Raw genomic sequence first — 20,666 nt, forward strand, 5'->3', positions numbered from 1 at the left:
ACAGAGGCCGGGCGCTTTACCTATGGAAAGCATTTGCAAACCGGGTGGGGCATTGCTAACCAACGCTGCCGCTGTTGTTTTCGCCGTTGCGGTGATTACCTAGACCGCAGCCAACTTATGCCGACCGAAAGGACTGCCCCCGTGACCGACCTGACCCCGCGCGAGATTGTCTCGGAACTGGATCGCTTTATCATCGGGCAGAAGGATGCCAAGCGTGCAGTCGCCGTGGCGCTGCGTAATCGCTGGCGGCGCAAGCAACTGGCTGATGACATCCGGGATGAGGTTTATCCCAAGAATATCCTGATGATCGGCCCCACCGGCGTTGGCAAGACTGAGATCAGCCGGCGTCTGGCCAAGTTGGCCCGCGCACCCTTCATCAAGGTCGAGGCCACCAAATTCACCGAGGTTGGATATGTTGGCCGCGATGTGGAACAGATCGTGCGTGATCTGGCCGATGCCGCGATCCTGCAGACCCGTGAATTCATGCGTGAGGACGTCAAAGCCAAGGCCCATCAGGCCGCCGAAGACCGGGTGATTACTGCCATTGCCGGGGAAGACGCACGTGAGGGCACCCGCGAGATGTTCCGCAAAAAGCTCAAATCCGGAGAGCTGGACGACACAGTGATCGAGCTGGAACTGACGGATACCTCAAGCCAGATGCCGATGTTCGATATCCCTGGCCAACCCGGCAGTCAGATGGGGATGATGAATTTGGGCGATATTTTCGGCAAGGCCTTTGGCGGGCGCACCGTCAAGAAACGCCTGACCGTCGCCGAAAGCTATGACATGCTGATCGGAGAAGAGGCCGACAAACTGTTGGATGACGAAACCGTAAACCGCGCGGCGCTGGAATCGGTTGAACAGAACGGCATCGTGTTTCTGGACGAGATCGACAAGGTTTGCGCCCGTTCGGACGCACGCGGCGGTGATGTCAGCCGAGAGGGGGTGCAGCGTGACCTGTTGCCTCTGATCGAAGGCACAACCGTCTCCACCAAGCATGGGCCGGTCAAAACCGACCACATTCTTTTCATTGCCTCAGGCGCGTTTCATATTGCCAAACCATCCGACCTGTTGCCGGAACTGCAGGGGCGCCTGCCGATCCGTGTCGAGCTGCGCGCACTGACCGAAGAGGATTTCGTCCGCATCCTGACCGAGACAGACAACGCGCTGACCCGCCAGTACACTGCCTTGATGGGCACCGAGGATGTCACGGTCAGCTTTACCGAGGACGGCATCGCAGCCCTGGCGAAAATCGCAGCGGATGTGAACCAAAGCGTCGAGAATATCGGTGCACGTCGGCTTTACACCGTGATGGAGCGCGTATTCGAGGAATTGTCTTTCACAGCCCCCGATCAGGCCGGTTTGGAAATCACCGTGAATGCACAGTTCGTTGACGACAATCTGGGTGAGCTGACAAAGTCTACGGACCTCAGCCGTTACGTTCTGTAATATCTCCAGCCGGTTTTTGCCGGTCCGTGTCATTGACCCCGCTGGACCTGGGATCAGAATAGAGTAGCGTGTGCGCAAATTCCTTAGGGGGCGACAGGTGCTGCGCTATATTATTTTTGTCCTGACTGCGGCAACGCTAGCCGCATGTGTCGACCGGACCGTATCTCAAACCGTGCCCTCGGCACTGGAGATTGGCACGCCCAAAACCATTTACGCAGCAACCACCCGCGCGCGCGAAGCGGACGGATCCTATGGGTACCGCCGCAGCGATCAGCTGCAGTTTCTCGAGATGACGGTCTCGATTCCACCCAATCACACACCCGGGACATTGGATTTTTCCTATGCCGACCCGGACCCGGAAAATCAGTTCGTGATGGCTGATGAAGACGAGCTTGCTGGACCCCAGGGCCTTGCCTCGCGACTAAGAGGTGTGGACGAGGTTTCGATCTTTATCCACGGCTATAACACGACCCAGTCGGAAACAGTGTTCCGCGCCGCGCAGTTGGAACATGATCTGGAAATACCGGGTGAAACCATGGTCTATTCCTGGCCAAGCCAGGCAACGGGTTATGGCTATGCCTATGACATCGACAGCATGCTGTTCGCCCGTGATGGTCTGGAACAAACCGTTCGCCAGCTGAAATCAATGGGGGTCGATCGGGTTATCCTTGTGGCGCATTCCATGGGCACCGCCCTGACGATGGAGATGATGCGGCAGGCCGAGCTGCGCGAACCGGGCTGGTCGCATCGGAATATCGAAGGGGTTGTTCTGATCGCACCGGATCTGGATGTCGATCTGTTCCGGTCGCAGATGGACAGCATCAAAACGCTGCCTGACCCGTTCATTGTGATGATCTCACGCAAAGACAGGCTGCTGAGTATATCCGCACGCCTGCGCGGTACCGCCAAAAGCGAACGTCTGGGAAATATCAGCTCGGCCGATGCGCTGTCCGAATATAAGATCAGTATTCTGGATACGACCGCCTTCAACAGCGATGCCGGGTCGTCTCATTTCGTGGCTGCAACCTCTCCGGCGCTTTTGGCGATTATCAATTCCGCCCGCCGGGTCAGCAGTACCTTTGGCAGGCAACGCGGGATTGACGTGATCGCCCCCGCCGAGGTCCGCAACCCGACCGGGGCGACCGAGATTGAGCTGACCGAGACCGGGCAGGCCAAGGTCAGCTCTCCGTAATGTCCTTTCACCTGGGGCATTATCTGAAAGCAAATGCCTCATGGCTTGGCGCCGGAGTTCTGCTGACCTTTCTGTCCTGTTTTGGGCAAACGTTCTTCATCTCGATCTTTTCCGGCGAAATTCGTGCGACGTTCGGGTTGAGCCATGGGGCCTGGGGTGGGATCTATTCGCTGGGTACGACCGCATCCGCCATCATCATGATCTGGGCGGGCGGGCTAACGGATATCTTCCGGGTGCGTGTGCTCGGCCCCGCTGTCCTGGCTGGGCTAGCCGTGGCGGCGCTAGCGATGGCGTTGAACCGCTGGCTGATCCTGCTACCGCTGGTGATCTTCCTGTTGCGCCTGTTCGGGCAGGGGATGAGCACCCATCTTGCCTTGGTCGCGATGGCGCGTTGGTTTACCACAACGCGCGGCAAGGCCTTGTCGATCGCCTCGGTCGGATTTGCGGTTGGCGAAGCGCTTTTGCCGGTAATCTTTGTCACTGCGATGGTGTTTTTGGATTGGCGCCTGCTCTGGATCATCTCGGCAGGTATTTGTGTGGCCGGCATTCCGATTCTGCTGCGCTTGCTTCGGCAAGAGCGCACACCGCAAAGTCTGGCCAGCGAGTACTCAGCAGCAGGTATGCAGGGGCGGCACTGGACACGCACCGACGCTTTGCTGAACCCGTTGTTCTGGTTCATGGCCCCCGCCTTGCTGGGTCCTTCTGCCTTTATCACCGCATTCTTCTTTCATCAGGTCCATCTGGCCGAGGTCAAAGGCTGGCAACATATCGAGTTGGTGGCGCTGTTTCCCGTCTACACAGGTGTTTCCCTGATCTCGATGTTTGTCGCGGGATGGGCACTGGATAAATGGGGAACCGCCCGAATGATGCCCTTCTATCAGGTGCCAATAGCTATCGGCTTCATGTTGGCGGCTGCAAGCACCTCGATTGGGGGTGCGGTTGCTGCATTGGTCTTTCTGGGGCTTACCGTCGGCGCAAACAGCACCTTGCCCAGTGCGTTCTGGGCGGAATTCTATGGAACCCGTCATATTGGCGCGATCAAGGCCATGGCCACTGCGGTCATGGTCCTTGGGTCGGCGATTGGCCCCGGACTGACCGGCGTGTTGATTGATCAGGGGGTTCCTCTGGACACGCAGTTCCTGTGGATCGGAGTATTCTTCCTGCTGGTTTGTCTGCTGACCTGGATTGGCATCAGCCGCGCCGCACGCACGCTTTAGCGACTGCGGCGCAGATAGACGTAATAGGCCCCGTCGCCACCATGGCTGATATGCGCGGGCGTCACCTGCATCACAGCCTGTGCCAAGGGCGGCAGTGACAGCCATTGCGGTACCTGATTGCGCAAGACGCCGCGCGGAGTGGGGATGGGGCCGGGCTCATCCCGGTCCTTGCCTTTGCCGGTCACTACCAGAACCAGACGCTTGCCCGAAGCCTGCGCGGTTAGCACAAAGCGCACCAGCGCCGGATAGGCCGTGTCCATCCGCAAGCCATGCAAGTCCAACTTGCCCTCGGGTCGGAGCTTGCCACGTTTCATCCGGGCAAAAGCCTTGCTGTCCATTTGCACTGGGTTGGCGCGTAACCCTTCGGTAACGGATGGTTTCAACACATGCCGTACACCCCTGCCAGCCGCGTTCTGCCCCACTTCAAACGCCTCGATCCGGGGCTTAAAGATTTTTGTCGGTTTCGGCTTGGGCAATGAGGTGGGGTGCACCGACTGCGGCAGTTCGGGATGCAGGCGATCTGCCTGTTTGGTCACCTTGCGCCACAGATCCATTTCGTCAGGGGTCAATTTGCGGCGCGACATCAGAACTCGTCCGGTAAAAGAGCATATGCGCGCTGAATCGGCAGCAGAACCACCATGCGACCCGGATCTTTCAGGCGCCCCGCTGCGGCCCCTGCGGCATCGCCGGTTCCAAAGAAAATATCAGCCCGTTGTGCGCCCTTGATGGCCGACCCGGTATCCTGAGCGATCATCAGCCTGCGCAAAGGATCCTTGCCGTCCTTTTCGACCCAGACTGGAGCACCCAGCGGTGTGTATGCCGGATCGGCGGCAATGCTGCGCATGGTGGTGACCGAACGGTTCATCGCACCCAGAGGGCCAAATTCCGGTGCAACACGATTCACCTCGCGGAAGAACACATAAGACGGGTTGTGAAACAGCAATTCGGTACCCGCCTCGGGGTTCTTGCGGACCCAGGATTTGATCATCTGCGCACTGACCTGATGCGCACCTAGGGCACCGCGCCGGATCAGTTCGGACCCGATCGAACGATAAGGATGCCCATTGGCGCCCCCATAACCGACCCGCAGCGCCCTCCCATCGGGCAACCGGATACGGCCTGAGCCCTGAATCTGCAGAAAGAACAGCTCGACTGGGTCGTCCACCCAGGCGATTTCAAGACCGCGGCCCTGCATGACATCACCGGTCAGCAGATCGCGACGGGATAACCATTTTTCGGCTCCGCGCGCCTCAGGAGGCATTTTATAGATCGGGTATTTATACCGCTCCGATCTGGTTTTGGACCCGTCCAGTTCGGGTTCAAAATAGCCTGTGAACAGGCCATCCTTCCCGTCTTCGACCAGAACGGGACGGAAGAACAGCTCAAAAAATGACCGGGCCGCATCGGGCTTATAGGTGCGTGCCACGCCGCACAATGCCTGCCAGTCCGGATCATCCAGATCACCGCACGTGTTCAGAAAAACCGAAAGGGCCGCCCCGTGATCATCGGCGGCCCAACCATTCAGGTCATCATAGGACAGTATGGATCGTGTCACCTCGGCACTGGCAGAGGTGGTCATGACAGCCACCAGGAAAAGCGACCGAAACGCTGCAATCATGCGTCCGTGGCAACAAGCAGCCAGTTCGGATCGTCCGAGCCCATAACGCGGGCAAAGGTCCAGCTGTCCTTTTGACGTTTAACCGTGTTTGGGTTGCCCTCGATGATATCGCCACCACGATCCCGCACGGCCGAAGTCAGCTCACCAACAAATTTCATGGTGATTTCGGCCTGGTTGGTATCCTTGTCAAAGCTCACATCTGCCAGTGTGGTTTCGCGCACACCGATAAATTCGGCCTCGATGGTCAGCCCCTGATCCTCGCGCGCGGCAACGACCGAAACAAAGGTTTCAAACACCTCTTCCGACAGGAAGGGCTGGATTTCATCCAGATTGCCCTTTTCGAACCCCATGACGATCATCTCATAAGCGCCGCGAGAGCCCTGAACAAATTCACCCACCGAAAAGCCCGGCTCGATCCGTTTCATAGCGGATAGGGTCTGCGCCTGTTCGCTGTCCTCGGGCACGTGATCGGTAATGTCGTGATCTGGCCCGCCCTCAATCACCTCAAAATCACGGCGCGACTTATTGGCTTCGGACTGTTGTTGAAGCGGGGGTTTCTCAAAACCCTCACGTGTACCCAGTACGCTTTTCAGGCGCAGGATCAGGAAAACGGCAATTCCGGCCAGGACCAGCAACTGGATCATTGGTTCGTTCATTTCATCCTCTTGGTCAGACCGCGACTTTGTATACACGGCCTCTTGCCACTATGTAGGTGACAGTTCGGGACAAGTCTACCGCCCGACCTGCAGTAAAGGATAATGCAAATGTACCTGTTCCTGGCTTTTTTACTTGTTCCGATCATCGAAATCGGCCTGTTCATTCAGGTTGGTGGGCTAATCGGACTATGGCCAACCCTTGCGATCGTGGTTCTAACGGCCGTTCTGGGTACCGCTTTGGTACGGACACAAGGTCGCATGGCGTTGGAAAACCTACAACGATCCTTTGCAGAGCTTGACGACCCGACCGAACCTTTGGCCCATGGCGCGATGATCTTGCTGTCCGGTGTCTTGCTGCTGACACCAGGGTTTTTCACCGATGCCGTTGGATTTGCGCTGTTAATCCCTGGCGTCCGGGTCTCTGTATTCCGCTATCTCCGCTCGAAGGTCACAATCACGCAGTTTCAGATGGGCGGCGGGACGCAGTTCAGGACCGGGCCCCAAGCATCGACCCAGGGCGATGTGGTCGACGGTGAATACACCGAGGTTCGCCCCCGTCAGAACCCGTCAAAGCCATCGAAATGGGTCGAAGGGCCGCACCAGCATTGAGGTGCCTCGCCCAACTTGCTAAGCAGTGGCGAATTTCAGTTTCGGAGTAGACCCATGGCCGAAGACGGCGCCCAAGAAAACACCGCGGCCCAGACCGCACCCCAGATCCAGATGCGCGTTCTGGGACAATTCATTCGCGATATGTCCTTTGAAAACGTGATGGCGCAAAAAGGCGTGTCTGGCGATGTCCAGCCCGAGATCGCGGTTCAGGTCAATCTGGACGCCAAAAAGCGCCCGGCTGAGCATCAATACGAGGTGTCGATCAAGCTGAACCTCAAATCCAAAGCCAAGGGCATGGAAGACATCCTGTTCCTGTGCGAGCTGGATTATTGCGGCCTGTTCCATGTGGAAGGTGTCGCCGAAGACCAGCTGCATCCGTTCCTGATGATCGAATGCCCGCGCATGCTGTTCCCGTTCCTGCGCCGCATCGTCAGCGACATCACGCGCGATGGAGGATACCCGCCGGTTAACCTGGACAATATTGATTTTGTCAGCCTGTACCGGAATGAATTGATGCGTCGCCAGGCCGAGACGCAAAAGACTCAGGCCTAATCAGGCCTCCCCGCGCCGGAGTGACCTCAGGCGCGGGACCAAAGGGCGTTTTCGCCCAGTTTATCAATAAATTTCTCATGCGCCGCGCGCTCGTCTTGGGTGATCCGGGACGGCAAGGCATCTTTGCGCGGCGATGGCCGCCACTCTTCTGCTCCGCCAGCGGAAGACGACACAGAGGTCGAAAGCCCGAAATCTGGCTGACGTCCGCCGATCAGCTCAAGATAGACCTCAGCCAGAATTTCAGAGTCAAGCAACGCCCCGTGCAAGATCCGGTTCGAGTTGTCTATGTTGAACCGCCGGCACAATGCATCCAGCGAGGCGGGCGAGCCCGGAAACCGTTTGCGCGCAATCGCCAGCGTGTCCAGTGCCTGATCCATCGGGATCGGCGGCAGTCCCATCCAGCCCAGCTCGGCATTCAGAAACTTCATGTCGAATGACGCGTTGTGGATCACCAGTTTCGAATCCGCGACAAAATCCCGAAACCCCTGACCAACCTTGGCAAAAACCGGCTTGTCCTTAAGCGTGACCTGACCTTTTTCCACTGGGCGGGGTGGTTCCAGCAGGTCGGGGCCAATGCCGTGCACGCCAAACGCCTCTTCGGGCATGAACCGTTGAGGGTTGATATAGACGTGATAGGTTTCGCCCGTGGCGACGTGATTCCAAAGCTCAACCGCACCGATTTCCACAATCCGGTCGCCGCTCTCAGGATCAAAGCCCGTGGTTTCGGTATCGAGTACAATCTCACGCATCTGCCAGCCCTGCCCGTATCTGCCTGACCACATCCTGCACCTGTGTGCGGGCGTGGTCCAGACTGTCCGTGACGATCACAAAATCAGACCGCGCGCATTTTTCGTCATTCGGCATCTGCTTGGCTTTGATCTGCTCGAATTGCGCCTCGGTCATGGTACCGCGCGCCATCACGCGGCGTTTCTGCTCGTCAGCTGGGACCGAGACACAGGCGACCGCATCCATCGCCGCATCTCCATCGGTTTCAAATAGCAAGGGAATATCGAAAACCAGAATATCTGCGGTGGCTTGTTCCCGGAACGCCGCTCGATCCGCCGCCACCAGCGGGTGAACAATGGCCTCAATCGCTTTCAGCGCCGCTGGGTTTGCCGAAATGAACCGTTTCAATACTTCCCGGCTAACCGCGCCGTCGATAATGGCCTCAGGAAACGCCCTACGCATCGGCTTGATCGCTGTCCCGCCACGCGCGTATAGCCGATGCACGGCGGCATCTGCGTCCCACAACGCACAGCCTTCGTCGACGAACATGCTGGCAGTTGTGCTTTTTCCCATGCCGATAGAACCGGTCAGGCCAAGTGCAAAGCTCATCCCAGTACCGCAGCACGCAAATCAGAAGTGACTTCAGGGCGCACCCCAAACCAGCTTTCAAACCCAGGTACGGCCTGATGCAACAACATGCCAAGGCCATCTACGGGTGTGCATCCCGCCTGTTCTGCTGTTTCCAGCAAGCGTGTCTTAAGTGGCGCATAGACCAGATCGGTGACTATGGCACCGGGCTGTAACCCGTCCAGAGGCACCCGCAGCTCGGGCTGGCCGTGCATCCCAAGCGAACTTGTGTTGACCACAAGTTCCGCATCTTCAACCACGTTGCCCGCTTTCAACCAATCCACCACCGTTATGGTCGTACCAAACTCTTCCTTCAGGCGATCTGCACGTGTGCGCGTCCGATTGGTCAAGAAAATCTCGGGCACACCTGCATCGACCAACGCTTGAAGAACAGCACGCGCGGCGCCTCCGGCACCAAAGACAACCGCGGGACCATCCGCTGGGATCCAATCTGGGGCGCCGCTGCGCAGGTTCTGCATGAACCCGTACCCATCGGTGTTATCCGCATGGATCGAACCGTCGGGCTGAAACACAAGCGTATTAGCAGCCCCGATCTGCCTGGCCCGGTCCGAAGCCGTATCCGCCAGATCCAAGGCCACCTCTTTATGGGGCACTGTGATGTTGGCCCCGACAAATCCGGCTTTGGGCAAGGTTCGTAGAACAGCCTCAAGATCATCCGGTGCGACATCCATGGGGATATAGTGACCGGCCAGGCCATAAGTTTTCAGCCAATGGCCATGCAGTATTGGGGATTTCGAATGGGAAATCGGATGCCCGATCACACCCGCCAGCGGGATCTGCTTGCCACTCATTGATCAATCACCCCTTTGACCGCCAGAAAATTCAACAGCTCCAATAGGGGCATACCCAAAACGTTAAAATAGTCACCGTCAATGGTTGCGAACAGCCGCACGCCTTCTTCCTCAAGCTTATAGGCCCCGACTGCGTGGCGGATGCTGTCCCAGTTGCGCGCAACATAGTCGCGTAGATAGGCGTCCGAACTCATCCTCATCCGCAGGCGCACCTGACCTACATGTCGCCAGATCGGCTCGCCATTCTGATAGATGACGGCTGCGGATAACAGCATATGCCGCTTGCCCCGCATCGCTTTGAGCTGCGCCAGCGCATCCTCGGGCGATTGCGGTTTGGACAAAAGCTGACCTTCGAAATCCAGCACCTGATCACATCCCAGAACCATCGGCCCCGGCACCTTGTCGCTGACCTTGCGGGCTTTCATCTCTGCCAGAGTATCGGCAATATCACGTGGAGATGCCTCTTCGGCCAGCAAAGCCCGTTTGGCGGTCTCTTCGTCCACGCGTGCAGTTTGAACGATAAACCGCACGCCCGCATTCTCTAGCAACTGCGCACGAATGGATGACCCCGAGGCCAATATGATGGGGACAGAAATGTGGAAAACCCCCTGAGCAAATGGTTGATCGTTCAAGGATGGTTTGTATGGTTTTCCTGTTGACACGCAAGCCCGGTGTTTTCGCGAAAAACTTCTATGAGTCGCCCGAACCCTGTCCAGTCTGGACAAGGATAACTTTGAACATCGGGACAAGCGGGATATCCCAGCTTATTCATCAAGTTATCCCCGGAGAATTACGCATTACATATTAATAACATATTGTTTTATTGTGGTTTTTTATGAAATTAACAGAATCACCCAGTTCTCGGGTGAAACTATCCACCTGGGGAAAACAGATGGGTAAATAAGTAATCCACGGAATTTGATCTCCCTACAAAACCATCATCCTTTCTCTTTTCCTATTTTTTTTATAGGGAGAGATCCAAACCACGCCCGGAGCTGGAATGACTGATCTTCTTTTCGCCATCTATCCTTGGGTGAAGTCCCTGCACATCATGGCCGTGATCTCTTGGATGGCTGGTTTGTTCTATCTGCCTAGATTGTACGTCTATCACGTAGAAAAAGCCCAAGGCGTTGACGGGGCGCAGGAGATCTTCTTTGAAATGGAAGAAAAGCTGCTGCGGGTGATCATGCGCCCGGCGATGTACGTGGCCTGGGCCTGCGGCCTGATCATGGTATTCACACCAGGCATAGTCGGCTGGGATTTTGCCTGGCCCTGGGTCAAAGGCGCAGCAGTGATTGCGATGACTTGGTTCCACTACTGGCTGATGGTACGTCGAAAGGACTTCTTAGAGGGCCGAAATACGCTCACTGGGCGGCAGTATCGCATGATGAACGAGGTGCCTACCATTTTGATGGTTATCATCGTTCTGGCGGTCGTTCTGAAGTTCTGAGCAGCTATTTGACTCTTTGTAGGTAAGCGCTTATTTATCGCGTAACACGCCCGTCCGGGCGGCGTATCTTCCGTATTGAAATTCCAGTCCGAGCCGCATCCATGCGGCCAAGGTTCTTATCATCATGTCTAATGAATCCCTCAATCTGGCCGATCTGAAAGCCAAAAGCCCCAAAGACCTTCTGGCGATGGCCGAAGAGCTTGAGATCGAAAACGCCTCGACCATGCGAAAAGGCGAGATGATGTTCCAGATTCTGCGCGAACGCGCAGATGAAGGCTGGACCGTGGGCGGCGATGGCGTACTTGAGGTTCTGCAAGATGGGTTCGGGTTCCTGCGTTCGCCCGAGGCGAACTATTTGCCCGGTCCTGATGATATCTATGTCTCGCCAGAAATGATCCGCCAGCATTCGTTGCGCACCGGTGATACGGTCGAAGGTGATATCAAGGCGCCGGACGAGAACGAACGGTATTTCGCACTGATCAAGGTCACCAAGATCAATTTCGAAGATCCCGAGAAAGCCAGGCATAAAGTTGCTTTCGACAACCTGACACCGCTTTATCCGGATGAGCGCCTGAAGATGGAAGTCGAAGATCCAACCATCAAGGACAAGTCCGCCCGTGTCATCGATCTGGTTTCGCCGATCGGTAAAGGTCAGCGGTCGTTGATTGTGGCACCGCCACGGACTGGTAAGACGGTGATCCTGCAGAATATTGCGAACTCGATCGAAAAGAACCACCCTGAGTGCTATCTGATCGTCCTACTGATCGACGAGCGGCCGGAAGAGGTGACCGACATGCAGCGTTCGGTGAAGGGCGAGGTCGTGTCGTCGACCTTTGATGAACCCGCCACCCGCCACGTTGCCGTATCTGAGATGGTTATCGAAAAAGCCAAGCGTTTGGTCGAACATAAACGAGATGTTGTTATTCTTCTCGACTCGATCACAAGACTTGGTAGGGCATTTAATACCGTGGTTCCATCCTCGGGTAAGGTTTTGACCGGCGGTGTAGATGCAAACGCTCTGCAACGACCTAAGCGGTTCTTTGGTGCGGCACGGAATATCGAAGAAGGCGGCTCGCTGACCATCATCGCCACTGCGCTGATTGATACCGGCAGCCGGATGGACGAAGTCATCTTCGAAGAATTCAAAGGCACCGGTAACTCGGAAATTGTTCTGGATCGTAAGATCGCAGATAAGCGCGTGTTCCCGGCTATCGACATCCTCAAATCCGGTACGCGGAAAGAGGATTTGCTGGTCGATAAGGGTGATCTGGCCAAGACCTTTGTTCTGCGCCGTATCCTGAACCCGATGGGCACTACCGATGCGATCGAGTTCCTGTTGTCCAAGTTGAAACAGACCAAGACAAATGGCGAGTTCTTCGATTCGATGAACACCTGACACAGGTCCTGGACGCAAGCGAGGCGGTCGAATGGATACGATATTCGCCTTGGCCAGCGCGCAAGGCAAGGCAGGGGTGGCGGTCATCCGTCTCTCGGGCCCCTTGGCGCATCCTGCCGCGGCTGCTCTTTCCGGTGCTGCTTTGTCCTCCCGCGGGATGCGGGTGCGCAGCCTGTATGGCAAAGACGGATCGCGCCTGGATGATGGGGTAGTTCTGACCTTCCAGGCCCCGGCCAGCTTTACTGGCGAAGACGTGGCAGAGCTACAGATTCACGGCAGTACAGCGGCGGTCAACGCTGTCATGCGCTGCCTTGCGGACATGGACGGTTTGCGCCTGTCCGATCCCGGGGAATTCACCCGCCGTGCCTTGGAAAACGGCAAAATGGATTTGACACAGGTCGAGGGCCTTGCCGATCTGATCGACGCTGAGACAGAGGCTCAACGCAAGCAGGCACAGATCATTCTGGCCGGAGAGCTTGGGAATTTGGCTGAACGCTGGCGGCGCGATTTGATTCGCGCCGCATCGCTGCTTGAGGCAGTGATTGATTTTGCCGATGAAGAGGTGCCAACCGATGTTACCCCTGAAGTGCGCCAGTTGATCACAGATGTCATTGCAGATCTACAACGTGAAGCTGAAGGGGTTCGTATTGCAGAACGCATTCGAACCGGGTTCGAGGTTGCGATTGTTGGCTTGCCAAATGCCGGAAAGTCGACATTGCTGAATGCTCTGGCCGGTCGCGATGCAGCGATCACGTCGGAATATGCCGGCACAACGCGCGATGTGATTGAAGTTCGAATGGACCTTGAGGGACTTCCCGTTACTTTGTTGGATACAGCGGGCTTGCGGGAAACCGACGATCACGTCGAAAGCCTGGGAATTGAGCGGGCCAAAAAGCGCGCCGAGGCCGCCGATCTGCGCGTATTTCTGACTGATGATCCAAAAGAGCTGGGCGTTCAGATGTTGGAAGGAGATATTCAGGTTCTTCCGAAGTCCGATCTGAGAAACAGTTCTGATGAAGGAATCTCAGGGAAAACCGGGCAGGGTGTGGATCGGTTGATTTCCAACATATCGCGTGTATTGGGTGATCGTACTACTACCCATGGTATCGCCACGCGTGAAAGGCATCGTATAGCGCTGATCACAGCGCGCGACGCACTTAGTGCTGCAATCGTTGTTCTGGAATCAGGTCCCGACCTGTATGATATTGCAGCCGAGGAACTGAGGACCGCGATCCGCGCTTTGGAAGCTCTGGTTGGCAGAATTGGTGTAGAAGACTTGTTGGATGAAATATTCTCAAGCTTCTGCCTGGGAAAGTAAGGAGTGTTTCACGTGAAACATTCGGATTTTGACGTCGTCGTTATCGGAGCGGGCCACGCCGGAACAGAGGCGGCCCATGCAGCCGCCCGGATGGGTGCGACTACCGCCCTTGTGACTCTGTCGGCCACTGATATCGGCGTAATGTCCTGTAACCCCGCTATTGGGGGCCTCGGCAAAGGGCATCTTGTCCGCGAAATTGACGCGTTGGACGGGGTGATGGGGCGCGTCGCAGACCAGGCGGGAATTCAGTTTCGTTTACTGAACCGCCGTAAAGGCCCCGCTGTGCAGGGGCCCAGAACGCAGGCAGACAGGGCTTTGTACCGAGCTGCGATGCAGCGAGAAACCACGGCACAGCCGAACCTCAGCGTCGTAGTCGGCGAGGTGACAGATTTCCTGGTGAATGGACCTGCTGTTACCGGAATTCGATTGGCGGATGAGTCTGAAATACGGGCCGGCGCTGTGATCCTGACGTCTGGGACATTTTTGCGAGGCGTTATTCACATTGGTGACGTATCGCGCCCTGGCGGACGTATGGGGGATCGTCCCTCGGTAAAGCTGGCCGAGCGTTTGGATAGCCTTAACCTGCCGCTAGGACGCTTGAAAACGGGGACACCACCCCGGCTGGATGGTCGGACGATTGATTGGTCAGGTCTCGAACGTCAGGACGGCGATGATGAACCTACGCTGTTCTCATTCCTTTCGATGGGGGTGGTGGCACCGCAGATTTCTTGCGGGATTACGCATACCAATGCCAGAACACATGAGATCATTGAAAAGAATCTTTCCAGATCGGCGATGTATGGGGGACATATTGACGGTATAGGCCCCAGATATTGCCCTTCGATCGAAGATAAGATTGTGCGGTTTGCGGATAAGGAATCTCATCAGATTTTCCTCGAGCCAGAAGGTGTGAATGATCACACAATCTATCCGAATGGAATTTCTACCTCACTGCCACAGGATGTTCAGGTCGATTATGTCAGATCCATTAAGGGGCTGGAAAAGGCAGAGATCCTCCAACCTGGCTACGCCATCGAATATGACTACGTAGATCCTCGCGTTCTGACATCATCACTGTCGTTGCCTGAGGCGCCAGGACTATATCTTGCGGGTCAGATTAACGGCACCACAGGATATGAGGAAGCTGCAGCTCAGGGAATGGTGGCTGGCCTCAATGCTGCCCTTCAGGTATTGGGTCGGGATCCAATCCATTTCACGCGTTCCGACAGCTATATTGGTGTCATGGTCGATGACCTGACCACTCGCGGAGTGGCAGAACCTTATCGGATGTTTACCTCACGGGCAGAGTTTAGATTGTCTTTGCGCGCCGATAATGCCGACCAACGACTGACACCTATTGGCATACGCCTAGGTTGCGTAAGCGAGACACGCCGCAAGCACTTCTCTGAAAGGATGGAGAAGTTGGAGGCTGCAAAAAAGAAGCTCACAGATCATACCTATACTCCGAAAGAAGTGCGAGAAGCTGGTATCGAGGTCAATCAGGATGGCAATCGCCGCGATGGTATGGCGATTTTGGCCTTTCCTGATGTGAGCTTTGAGGACCTTGTTCCCTTGATTCCTGAGTTGCAGGACGTTGATTCAGGCATTCGGCAGCAAGTGGAACGAGATGCGCTGTATGCGAATTATATCGAGCGGCAAAGACGTGATGTCGAAGCGATGAAACGCGATGAAGCCTATGAGATTCCGCGTGATTTTGACTTCTTCGCATTGGATGGGCTGTCGTCAGAGATGAAGCAGAAGTTGTCCAACGCCCGTCCTGAGAATGTAGCGCAGGCAAGCCGGATAGAGGGTGTGACGCCGGCTGCGCTGACTCTGGTGTTGGCCAAGCTTCGCCGCGATCAGAGGGTGCGCAAAGCATGAAGGAAGAGCTGTTTGACGGTCTGAATGTTTCACGTGAAACATATGATCGACTGGCAACATATGTTGCCCTTGTCGAGCGCTGGAACCCGAAAATCAACCTCGTATCGCGCAAAAGCTTGTCCGAAATCTGGACACGGCACATTTTGGATTCCGTTCAGGTTTTTCGATGTGCCGAGAACTTTTCGCATTGGGTTGATATTGGAAGTGGTGGTGGGTTTCCCGGTATGGTCTGTGCAATTATGGCGATCGAAGAAGCGCCAGACGCAAAATTCACCTTTGTTGAAAGCGATCAGCGAAAATCTGCGTTTTTACGCAATGTATCCCGGGAATGTGGCGCAAACTGTAAAGTGGTGGCGAAACGCATTGAAGCGGTGGACCCCCTGAATGCAGATGTTTTGTCTGCCCGCGCCTTGGCAGATCTCGGGGTGTTATTGTCTTTTTGTGACAGACATTTAGGCGATCCTGGCGTCGCTTTGTTGCCGAAAGGTGTAAGCTGGAAAAAAGAGGTACAGGATGCGCAGGAAGAATGGAATTTCACCTGTGATCCGATTACAAGTTTAACAGAACCCCAAGCCGTCATCCTCAAGGTCAAAGGAGTATCACGTGGTTGATCTATCTCGTCCCTCAGGCCCCCGGATCATAGCGGTAGCCAACCAGAAGGGCGGGGTTGGGAAGACGACAACAGCCATAAACTTGGCAGCAGGCCTGGCCGAGGCCGGATGCAGGGTTCTAGTGGTTGATCTGGATCCACAGGGGAATGCTTCAACCGGTTTAGGTGTCGAGGATCGAGATTGGACAACTTATGACCTGATTCTGGATGATGCGCCTTTGGATGCGGTCGTTCAGGACTCGGAGATTGAAGGCATTCTCGTTGTCCCCGCTACGGTAGACCTCAGTTCCGCCGATATCGAACTGATTTCGAACGAAAAACGCAGCTATTTACTGCATGATGCGTTACGCCAGACTGCTATTGATAAGTACGATCTGGATTTCGTCCTGATTGACTGTCCGCCATCGCTGAATCTTCTGACGGTAAACGCGATGGTCGCAGCGCATTCCGTACTGGTGCCATTGCAAAGCGAGTTCTTCGCATTAGAGGGTTTGTCCCAGCTCATGCTGACCATTCGCGAGGTGCGACAGACTGCGAATCCAGACCTCAGAATCGAAGGTGTTGTGCTAACTATGTATGACAACCGCAACAACTTGTCCCGTCAGGTCGAAAAAGACGCACGTGACAATCTGGGCGAGATGGTATTTAAAACCAAAATACCCAGAAATGTGCGGGTCAGTGAGGCTCCGTCATACGCGTTGCCGGTTTTGCAATATGACTCGGGGTCTCTGGGCGCGATGGCCTATCGGCATTTGGCCCGGGAAGTCATGCATAAGAACAATAAAACCGCAGTCTGAGCGGTACTAGGAGGACCCTGTGACAGCCAGAAAATCAAAACCAAGAGGGTTGGGTCGCGGGCTTTCGGCGTTGATGGCAGATGTCACACAAGAGCCCCAGGGACGCGTGCCAACTGATTCACGGCGGCCGGACCTGACGATTCCAATCGAAAAGCTTCACGCAAACCCAAATCAGCCGCGCCGCACCTTTGCCCGGGAACATCTGGATGAGCTTGCCGCTTCGGTCAAAGAGAAGGGGATCATTCAGCCGTTGATCGTCCGCGAGATTGCCGAAGGCGATTATGAAATCGTCGCGGGTGAACGCCGCTGGCGCGCGGCGCAAATGGCGCAGTTGCATGATATCCCCGTTATCGTTCGCGATTTTGATGACACTGAGGTTCTGGAAGTCGCCATTATCGAAAACATTCAGCGCGCGGATTTGAATGCGGTGGAAGAGGCGGCCGGCTATAAGCAGCTGATGGACCGCTTTGGTCATACGCAAGAAAAGCTGGCTGAAGCATTGGGCAAAAGCCGCAGTCATATTGCCAATTTGCTGCGCCTGTTGTCCCTGCCAATGGATGTACAAACCCTTGTAATAGAAGGAAAATTATCGGCTGGCCATGCACGGACGCTGATCACGGCCGAGAATGCCTCGGACCTTGCAAAGCAAATTGTCAAAGATGGGCTGTCGGTGCGGGCAACGGAAGCGCTGGTGAAGAAGCAACAGCAGGGGGATGCGGCCCGACCGGCACCAAGGTCTCGGGATCTGAATGCGGGTAAAGATGCGGATACCCGGGCGCTGGAAAAGGATCTTTCCGCGATTCTGGCGATGAAAGTGGCGATCAATCACAAAGCGGGCTCGGAAACGGGGCAGGTGGTCCTGACCTATGAGAACCTGGATCAACTGGATGATCTTTGTTCCAAGCTCAGCCGCTAGGGCGGGTCCAGATAAAGAACATCACGCCGCCTAGTACAATCGCCTGGATGATCAGGACATGAGACGGCGCAGACATCATGACCGATAATCCAAATACAGCGGTGACCGACAGGGTGGCCGCCCTTTTTGCGGCCGGACGAATCGCGCCTGAACTCTGCCAATCGACGATCATTGGGCCAAACAGTCGGTGCGTTATCAGCCAGCTATGCAGCCGTGAAGACGAGCGGGCAAAGAAGAAGGCGGCGAGTAGCAGAAATGGAACCGTTGGTAGTAGGGGAAGTACCACCCCAACAGCGGCCAGCCCGACGCATAACAATCCAAGCCCTGCCCACAGATATTGCATGGTCTATCCCAAAAGTTCGCGGATCACGGCGTTCAAGACGGCCCGCCCGTCGGTTGTGGCTATCAGTCTACCATCCAGCATTTGAACCATGCCGATATCCTGAAGATGGCCCAAAGGGTCTTGTGGTAAGGGGTGGCCTGATATTTCCGTATATCTATCTATATCTAGCCCGTCGGTAACTCTAAGACCCATCATAAGGTATTCACTTGCCTGATCTTCACGCGACAATGCGGCGCGTTCTTTCTCTCCGCTACCACAGGAAGCCGCATCCAACCACCGCTGCGGATTCAGATAGGTTTCAGTCGCGTATTTCTGGCCATTCTGGGTGATCCGCCCATGGGCGCCGGGGCCAATGCCGACATAGTCACCATAGCGCCAATAGATCAGATTGTGCTGTGATTCCGCGCCGGGGCGGGCGTGGTTCGATACCTCATAGGCGGGCAGACCATGAGCCTCGCAGATTTCTTGCGTGGCCAGATACATATCGGCGGCGCTATCATCCAAGGGCAGGCCGCGTAGCTTGCCCACGGCATAGCGATCACCAAAGGCGGTTCCGCCTTCAATGGTCAGTTGGTACAGCGACAGGTGATCGACCGCCATCGACAGGGCTTCGGTCAACTCTGTGCGCCAGGCATCAAGGGTTTGATGTTGCCGCGCATAGATCAGGTCAAAGCTGACCCGTTCAAAACAATGACGGGCTATGTCATAAGCAGCCCGCGCTTCGGCCACGCTGTGAATGCGGCCCAACCGGCGCAGATCGTCATCATTCAGCGCCTGTACCCCCATCGAGATACGGTTGACGCCTGCTTCTCGGTAGGCAGCGAACCGTCCCGCCTCGACCGAGCCGGGATTGGCTTCAAGTGTGATTTCCATGTCATTGGCGGGGCGCCAAAGGGCGCGGGCGGTATCAATCACTGTGGCGACGGTTTCGGGATCCATCAGAGACGGGGTGCCGCCGCCAAAGAAGATGGTGTTCAGGACACGGTTGGGGGTTTCGGAAGCACTACGGCGCAGCTCGACCAGATATGCATCAAGCCATTGTTTTTGATCAATATTTTTTGAAACATGGCTGTTGAAATCGCAATAGGGGCATTTGGCCTCGCAAAAGGGCCAATGCACATACAGGCCAAAGCCCCCATTGCGCCAATCATCCGCCAAAACAGCCTTTCACGAACATCTCAACCGCGCGACCGCGATGGCTGATCTTGTTCTTTTCCCAGCGATCCATCTCGGCAAAGGTAATGTCATGACCCTCGGGCACAAACATTGGATCATAACCAAAGCCGTCCGCACCGCGAATGGGCCAGACCAGATGGCCGGGGGCGATGCCTTCGAACACCTCGTCATGCCCGTCGGGCCAGGCCAGCACCAGAGTGCATCGGAATTGCGCGGTGCGGGGGTGCGGGGCGTTCTTGGCCTCCAGCTCTTCATGCGCGCGGGTCATCGCCATCAGGAAATCGCGACCATTGCCGGTTTCTGCCCAATCGGCGGTATAGACGCCCGGCGCGCCATTCAGCGCGTCGATGGTGATTCCGGAATCGTCCGACAGCGCAGGCAGGCCGGTCGCGTTGGCCGCGGCATGGGCCTTGATCCGGGCATTGCCGACGAATGTATCCTCGGTCTCTTCCGGTTCAGGCAGGTCCATGTCCGCGGCGCCGATAACAGTGACGCCAAAGGGTTCAAGCAGATGTGCCATCTCCTCAAGCTTGCCTTTGTTATGCGTGGCCACCAGCAACCTGTCGCCGTCGAACTTGCGGGTCATGCGGTGGCGGCCTTTTGCGCAGCAGCCAGTTCACTAACGCCCTGTTCAGCCAGATCCATTAGTTGATCCATCTGAACGCGGCTAAAGACCGAGCCCTCGGCGCTCATTTGAACTTCGATCAATTTGCCGGACCCAGTCATGATAAAGTTGCCGTCCACGCCGGCTTCGCTGTCTTCGGGGTAATCCAGATCCAGCACCGGTTGACCGGCGTAAATACCGCAGGACACGGCCGCAACCGGGTCAACCAGCGGGTCCGAGATCACGTCACCCGTTTTCATCAGCTTGTTGACCGCAAGACGCAGCGCAACCCAACCGCCTGTGATCGAGGCACATCGGGTGCCACCATCGGCCTGGATCACATCGCAGTCGACGGTGATCTGGCGTTCACCCAAGGCAACCCGATCGACACCTGCACGCAGGGCACGGCCGATCAAACGCTGGATTTCCACGGTACGACCACCCTGCTTACCGCTGGCAGCCTCGCGCCGCATCCGTGTATTGGTCGCACGGGGCAGCATGCCGTATTCAGCGGTAACCCAGCCCAGGCCCGAACCCTTGATGAACGGTGGCACGCGATCTTCGATCGTGGCAGTGCACAACACATGGGTATCGCCCATCTTAATCAGGCAGGAACCTTCGGCATGTTTGGTAAATCCCGTTTCGATTGAAACGGCGCGCATTTCGTTTAGATCACGTCCTGAGGGTCGCATGGGAATTCCTTTGTTTGCTGGTTTG

The 20,666-nt window shown here is 56.1% G+C and carries 23 protein-coding genes; 12 read left to right on the top strand and 11 right to left on the bottom strand.

The window, feature by feature from the left end; genetic code table 11:
- Window positions 1-141 precede the first annotated feature (141 nt).
- From hslU to AC2FHX_RS18220, 3 genes are all read left to right on the top strand, one after another.
- Window positions 142-1,449 carry an ATP-dependent protease ATPase subunit HslU gene (hslU, locus tag AC2FHX_RS18210; RefSeq protein ID WP_142637444.1) on the top strand — a complete coding sequence of 436 codons (1,308 nt, stop codon included), beginning with the start codon at window positions 142-144 and terminating at the stop codon, window positions 1,447-1,449.
- A gap of 97 nt (window positions 1,450-1,546) precedes the next feature.
- Complete coding sequence (locus tag AC2FHX_RS18215; protein WP_496702921.1) at window positions 1,547-2,641, top strand: alpha/beta hydrolase; 1,095 nt, start codon at window positions 1,547-1,549, stop codon at window positions 2,639-2,641.
- Window positions 2,641-3,858, top strand: coding sequence for an MFS transporter (locus AC2FHX_RS18220; protein ID WP_496703268.1), 1,218 nt, complete (start codon window positions 2,641-2,643; stop codon window positions 3,856-3,858). The genes AC2FHX_RS18215 and AC2FHX_RS18220 overlap by 1 nt, the downstream gene beginning before the upstream one ends.
- Here AC2FHX_RS18220 and AC2FHX_RS18225 read toward each other — a convergent pair.
- The 3 genes from AC2FHX_RS18225 to AC2FHX_RS18235 are packed head-to-tail and all read right to left on the bottom strand — an operon-like array spanning window position 3,855 to window position 6,132.
- On the bottom strand, window positions 3,855-4,442 hold the full coding sequence (locus tag AC2FHX_RS18225; RefSeq protein WP_496703266.1) for a Smr/MutS family protein: 588 nt from the start codon (window positions 4,440-4,442) through the stop codon (window positions 3,855-3,857). The genes AC2FHX_RS18220 and AC2FHX_RS18225 overlap by 4 nt on opposite strands.
- Window positions 4,442-5,476 (bottom strand): murein transglycosylase A, encoded by a 1,035-nt coding sequence (gene mltA / locus AC2FHX_RS18230; RefSeq protein ID WP_496694370.1) that lies wholly within the window; start codon window positions 5,474-5,476, stop codon window positions 4,442-4,444. Before mltA ends, AC2FHX_RS18225 begins: the two co-directional genes overlap by 1 nt.
- Window positions 5,473-6,132 carry a Tim44/TimA family putative adaptor protein gene (locus AC2FHX_RS18235; RefSeq protein WP_142637434.1) on the bottom strand — a complete coding sequence of 220 codons (660 nt, stop codon included), beginning with the start codon at window positions 6,130-6,132 and terminating at the stop codon, window positions 5,473-5,475. Before AC2FHX_RS18235 ends, mltA begins: the two co-directional genes overlap by 4 nt.
- 108 nt (window positions 6,133-6,240) lie before the next feature.
- On the opposite strand from AC2FHX_RS18235, the gene AC2FHX_RS18240 reads away from it, so the two are divergent.
- Complete coding sequence (locus tag AC2FHX_RS18240) at window positions 6,241-6,741, top strand: FxsA family protein (RefSeq protein ID WP_142637432.1); 501 nt, start codon at window positions 6,241-6,243, stop codon at window positions 6,739-6,741.
- A 54-nt stretch (window positions 6,742-6,795) separates the two neighbouring features.
- Window positions 6,796-7,293 carry a protein-export chaperone SecB gene (secB, locus tag AC2FHX_RS18245; protein ID WP_142637430.1) on the top strand — a complete coding sequence of 166 codons (498 nt, stop codon included), beginning with the start codon at window positions 6,796-6,798 and terminating at the stop codon, window positions 7,291-7,293.
- A 26-nt stretch (window positions 7,294-7,319) separates the two neighbouring features.
- Here secB and dnaQ read toward each other — a convergent pair whose 3' ends face one another.
- The 4 genes from dnaQ to AC2FHX_RS18265 are packed head-to-tail and all read right to left on the bottom strand — an operon-like array spanning window position 7,320 to window position 10,054.
- The gene (dnaQ, locus tag AC2FHX_RS18250; RefSeq protein ID WP_142637428.1) at window positions 7,320-8,042 is read right to left on the bottom strand and encodes a DNA polymerase III subunit epsilon; all 723 of its coding nucleotides are present in this window, start codon (window positions 8,040-8,042) and stop codon (window positions 7,320-7,322) included.
- Window positions 8,035-8,628 (bottom strand): dephospho-CoA kinase, encoded by a 594-nt coding sequence (gene coaE, locus AC2FHX_RS18255; RefSeq protein WP_496703263.1) that lies wholly within the window; start codon window positions 8,626-8,628, stop codon window positions 8,035-8,037. Before coaE ends, dnaQ begins: the two co-directional genes overlap by 8 nt.
- Entirely contained in the window at window positions 8,625-9,458 is an 834-nt protein-coding gene (locus tag AC2FHX_RS18260) for a shikimate dehydrogenase (RefSeq protein WP_496702911.1), read from the bottom strand. Before AC2FHX_RS18260 ends, coaE begins: the two co-directional genes overlap by 4 nt.
- Window positions 9,455-10,054 carry a Maf family protein gene (locus AC2FHX_RS18265; protein ID WP_496703293.1) on the bottom strand — a complete coding sequence of 200 codons (600 nt, stop codon included), beginning with the start codon at window positions 10,052-10,054 and terminating at the stop codon, window positions 9,455-9,457. The genes AC2FHX_RS18260 and AC2FHX_RS18265 overlap by 4 nt, the downstream gene beginning before the upstream one ends.
- Window positions 10,055-10,458: 404 nt before the next feature.
- Between AC2FHX_RS18265 and AC2FHX_RS18270 the strand changes: the two genes are divergently transcribed.
- From AC2FHX_RS18270 to AC2FHX_RS18300, 7 genes are all read left to right on the top strand, one after another.
- Window positions 10,459-10,908, top strand: coding sequence for a CopD family protein (locus AC2FHX_RS18270; protein WP_496698687.1), 450 nt, complete (start codon window positions 10,459-10,461; stop codon window positions 10,906-10,908).
- Between the two features lie 124 nt (window positions 10,909-11,032).
- On the top strand, window positions 11,033-12,304 hold the full coding sequence (gene rho, locus AC2FHX_RS18275) for a transcription termination factor Rho (RefSeq protein ID WP_142637421.1): 1,272 nt from the start codon (window positions 11,033-11,035) through the stop codon (window positions 12,302-12,304).
- A gap of 31 nt (window positions 12,305-12,335) precedes the next feature.
- Window positions 12,336-13,622 (top strand): tRNA uridine-5-carboxymethylaminomethyl(34) synthesis GTPase MnmE, encoded by a 1,287-nt coding sequence (mnmE, locus tag AC2FHX_RS18280; protein WP_496703261.1) that lies wholly within the window; start codon window positions 12,336-12,338, stop codon window positions 13,620-13,622.
- 12 nt (window positions 13,623-13,634) lie between these two features.
- Window positions 13,635-15,503 carry a tRNA uridine-5-carboxymethylaminomethyl(34) synthesis enzyme MnmG gene (mnmG, locus tag AC2FHX_RS18285; protein ID WP_496703259.1) on the top strand — a complete coding sequence of 623 codons (1,869 nt, stop codon included), beginning with the start codon at window positions 13,635-13,637 and terminating at the stop codon, window positions 15,501-15,503.
- Entirely contained in the window at window positions 15,500-16,114 is a 615-nt protein-coding gene (gene rsmG / locus AC2FHX_RS18290) for a 16S rRNA (guanine(527)-N(7))-methyltransferase RsmG (RefSeq protein ID WP_496703257.1), read from the top strand. The genes mnmG and rsmG overlap by 4 nt, the downstream gene beginning before the upstream one ends.
- Window positions 16,107-16,910 (top strand): ParA family protein, encoded by an 804-nt coding sequence (locus tag AC2FHX_RS18295; protein ID WP_142637414.1) that lies wholly within the window; start codon window positions 16,107-16,109, stop codon window positions 16,908-16,910. Before rsmG ends, AC2FHX_RS18295 begins: the two co-directional genes overlap by 8 nt.
- Window positions 16,911-16,929: 19 nt before the next feature.
- Complete coding sequence (locus AC2FHX_RS18300; RefSeq protein WP_142637412.1) at window positions 16,930-17,826, top strand: ParB/RepB/Spo0J family partition protein; 897 nt, start codon at window positions 16,930-16,932, stop codon at window positions 17,824-17,826.
- Here AC2FHX_RS18300 and AC2FHX_RS18305 read toward each other — a convergent pair.
- From AC2FHX_RS18305 to rph, 4 genes are read right to left on the bottom strand one after another with little or no spacing between them, the layout of a single operon-like run.
- On the bottom strand, window positions 17,816-18,169 hold the full coding sequence (locus tag AC2FHX_RS18305; RefSeq protein WP_496703256.1) for a YbaN family protein: 354 nt from the start codon (window positions 18,167-18,169) through the stop codon (window positions 17,816-17,818). The genes AC2FHX_RS18300 and AC2FHX_RS18305 overlap by 11 nt on opposite strands.
- Window positions 18,170-18,172: 3 nt before the next feature.
- Window positions 18,173-19,327 (bottom strand): radical SAM family heme chaperone HemW, encoded by a 1,155-nt coding sequence (hemW, locus tag AC2FHX_RS18310; protein ID WP_496703254.1) that lies wholly within the window; start codon window positions 19,325-19,327, stop codon window positions 18,173-18,175.
- Entirely contained in the window at window positions 19,317-19,931 is a 615-nt protein-coding gene (rdgB, locus tag AC2FHX_RS18315) for an RdgB/HAM1 family non-canonical purine NTP pyrophosphatase (protein WP_496703252.1), read from the bottom strand. Before rdgB ends, hemW begins: the two co-directional genes overlap by 11 nt.
- Window positions 19,928-20,641 carry a ribonuclease PH gene (rph, locus tag AC2FHX_RS18320; protein ID WP_496692602.1) on the bottom strand — a complete coding sequence of 238 codons (714 nt, stop codon included), beginning with the start codon at window positions 20,639-20,641 and terminating at the stop codon, window positions 19,928-19,930. Before rph ends, rdgB begins: the two co-directional genes overlap by 4 nt.
- Between the last annotated feature and the right edge of the window lie 25 nt (window positions 20,642-20,666).

It is taken from the genome of Ruegeria sp. CDSC042 (assembly GCF_059610745.1).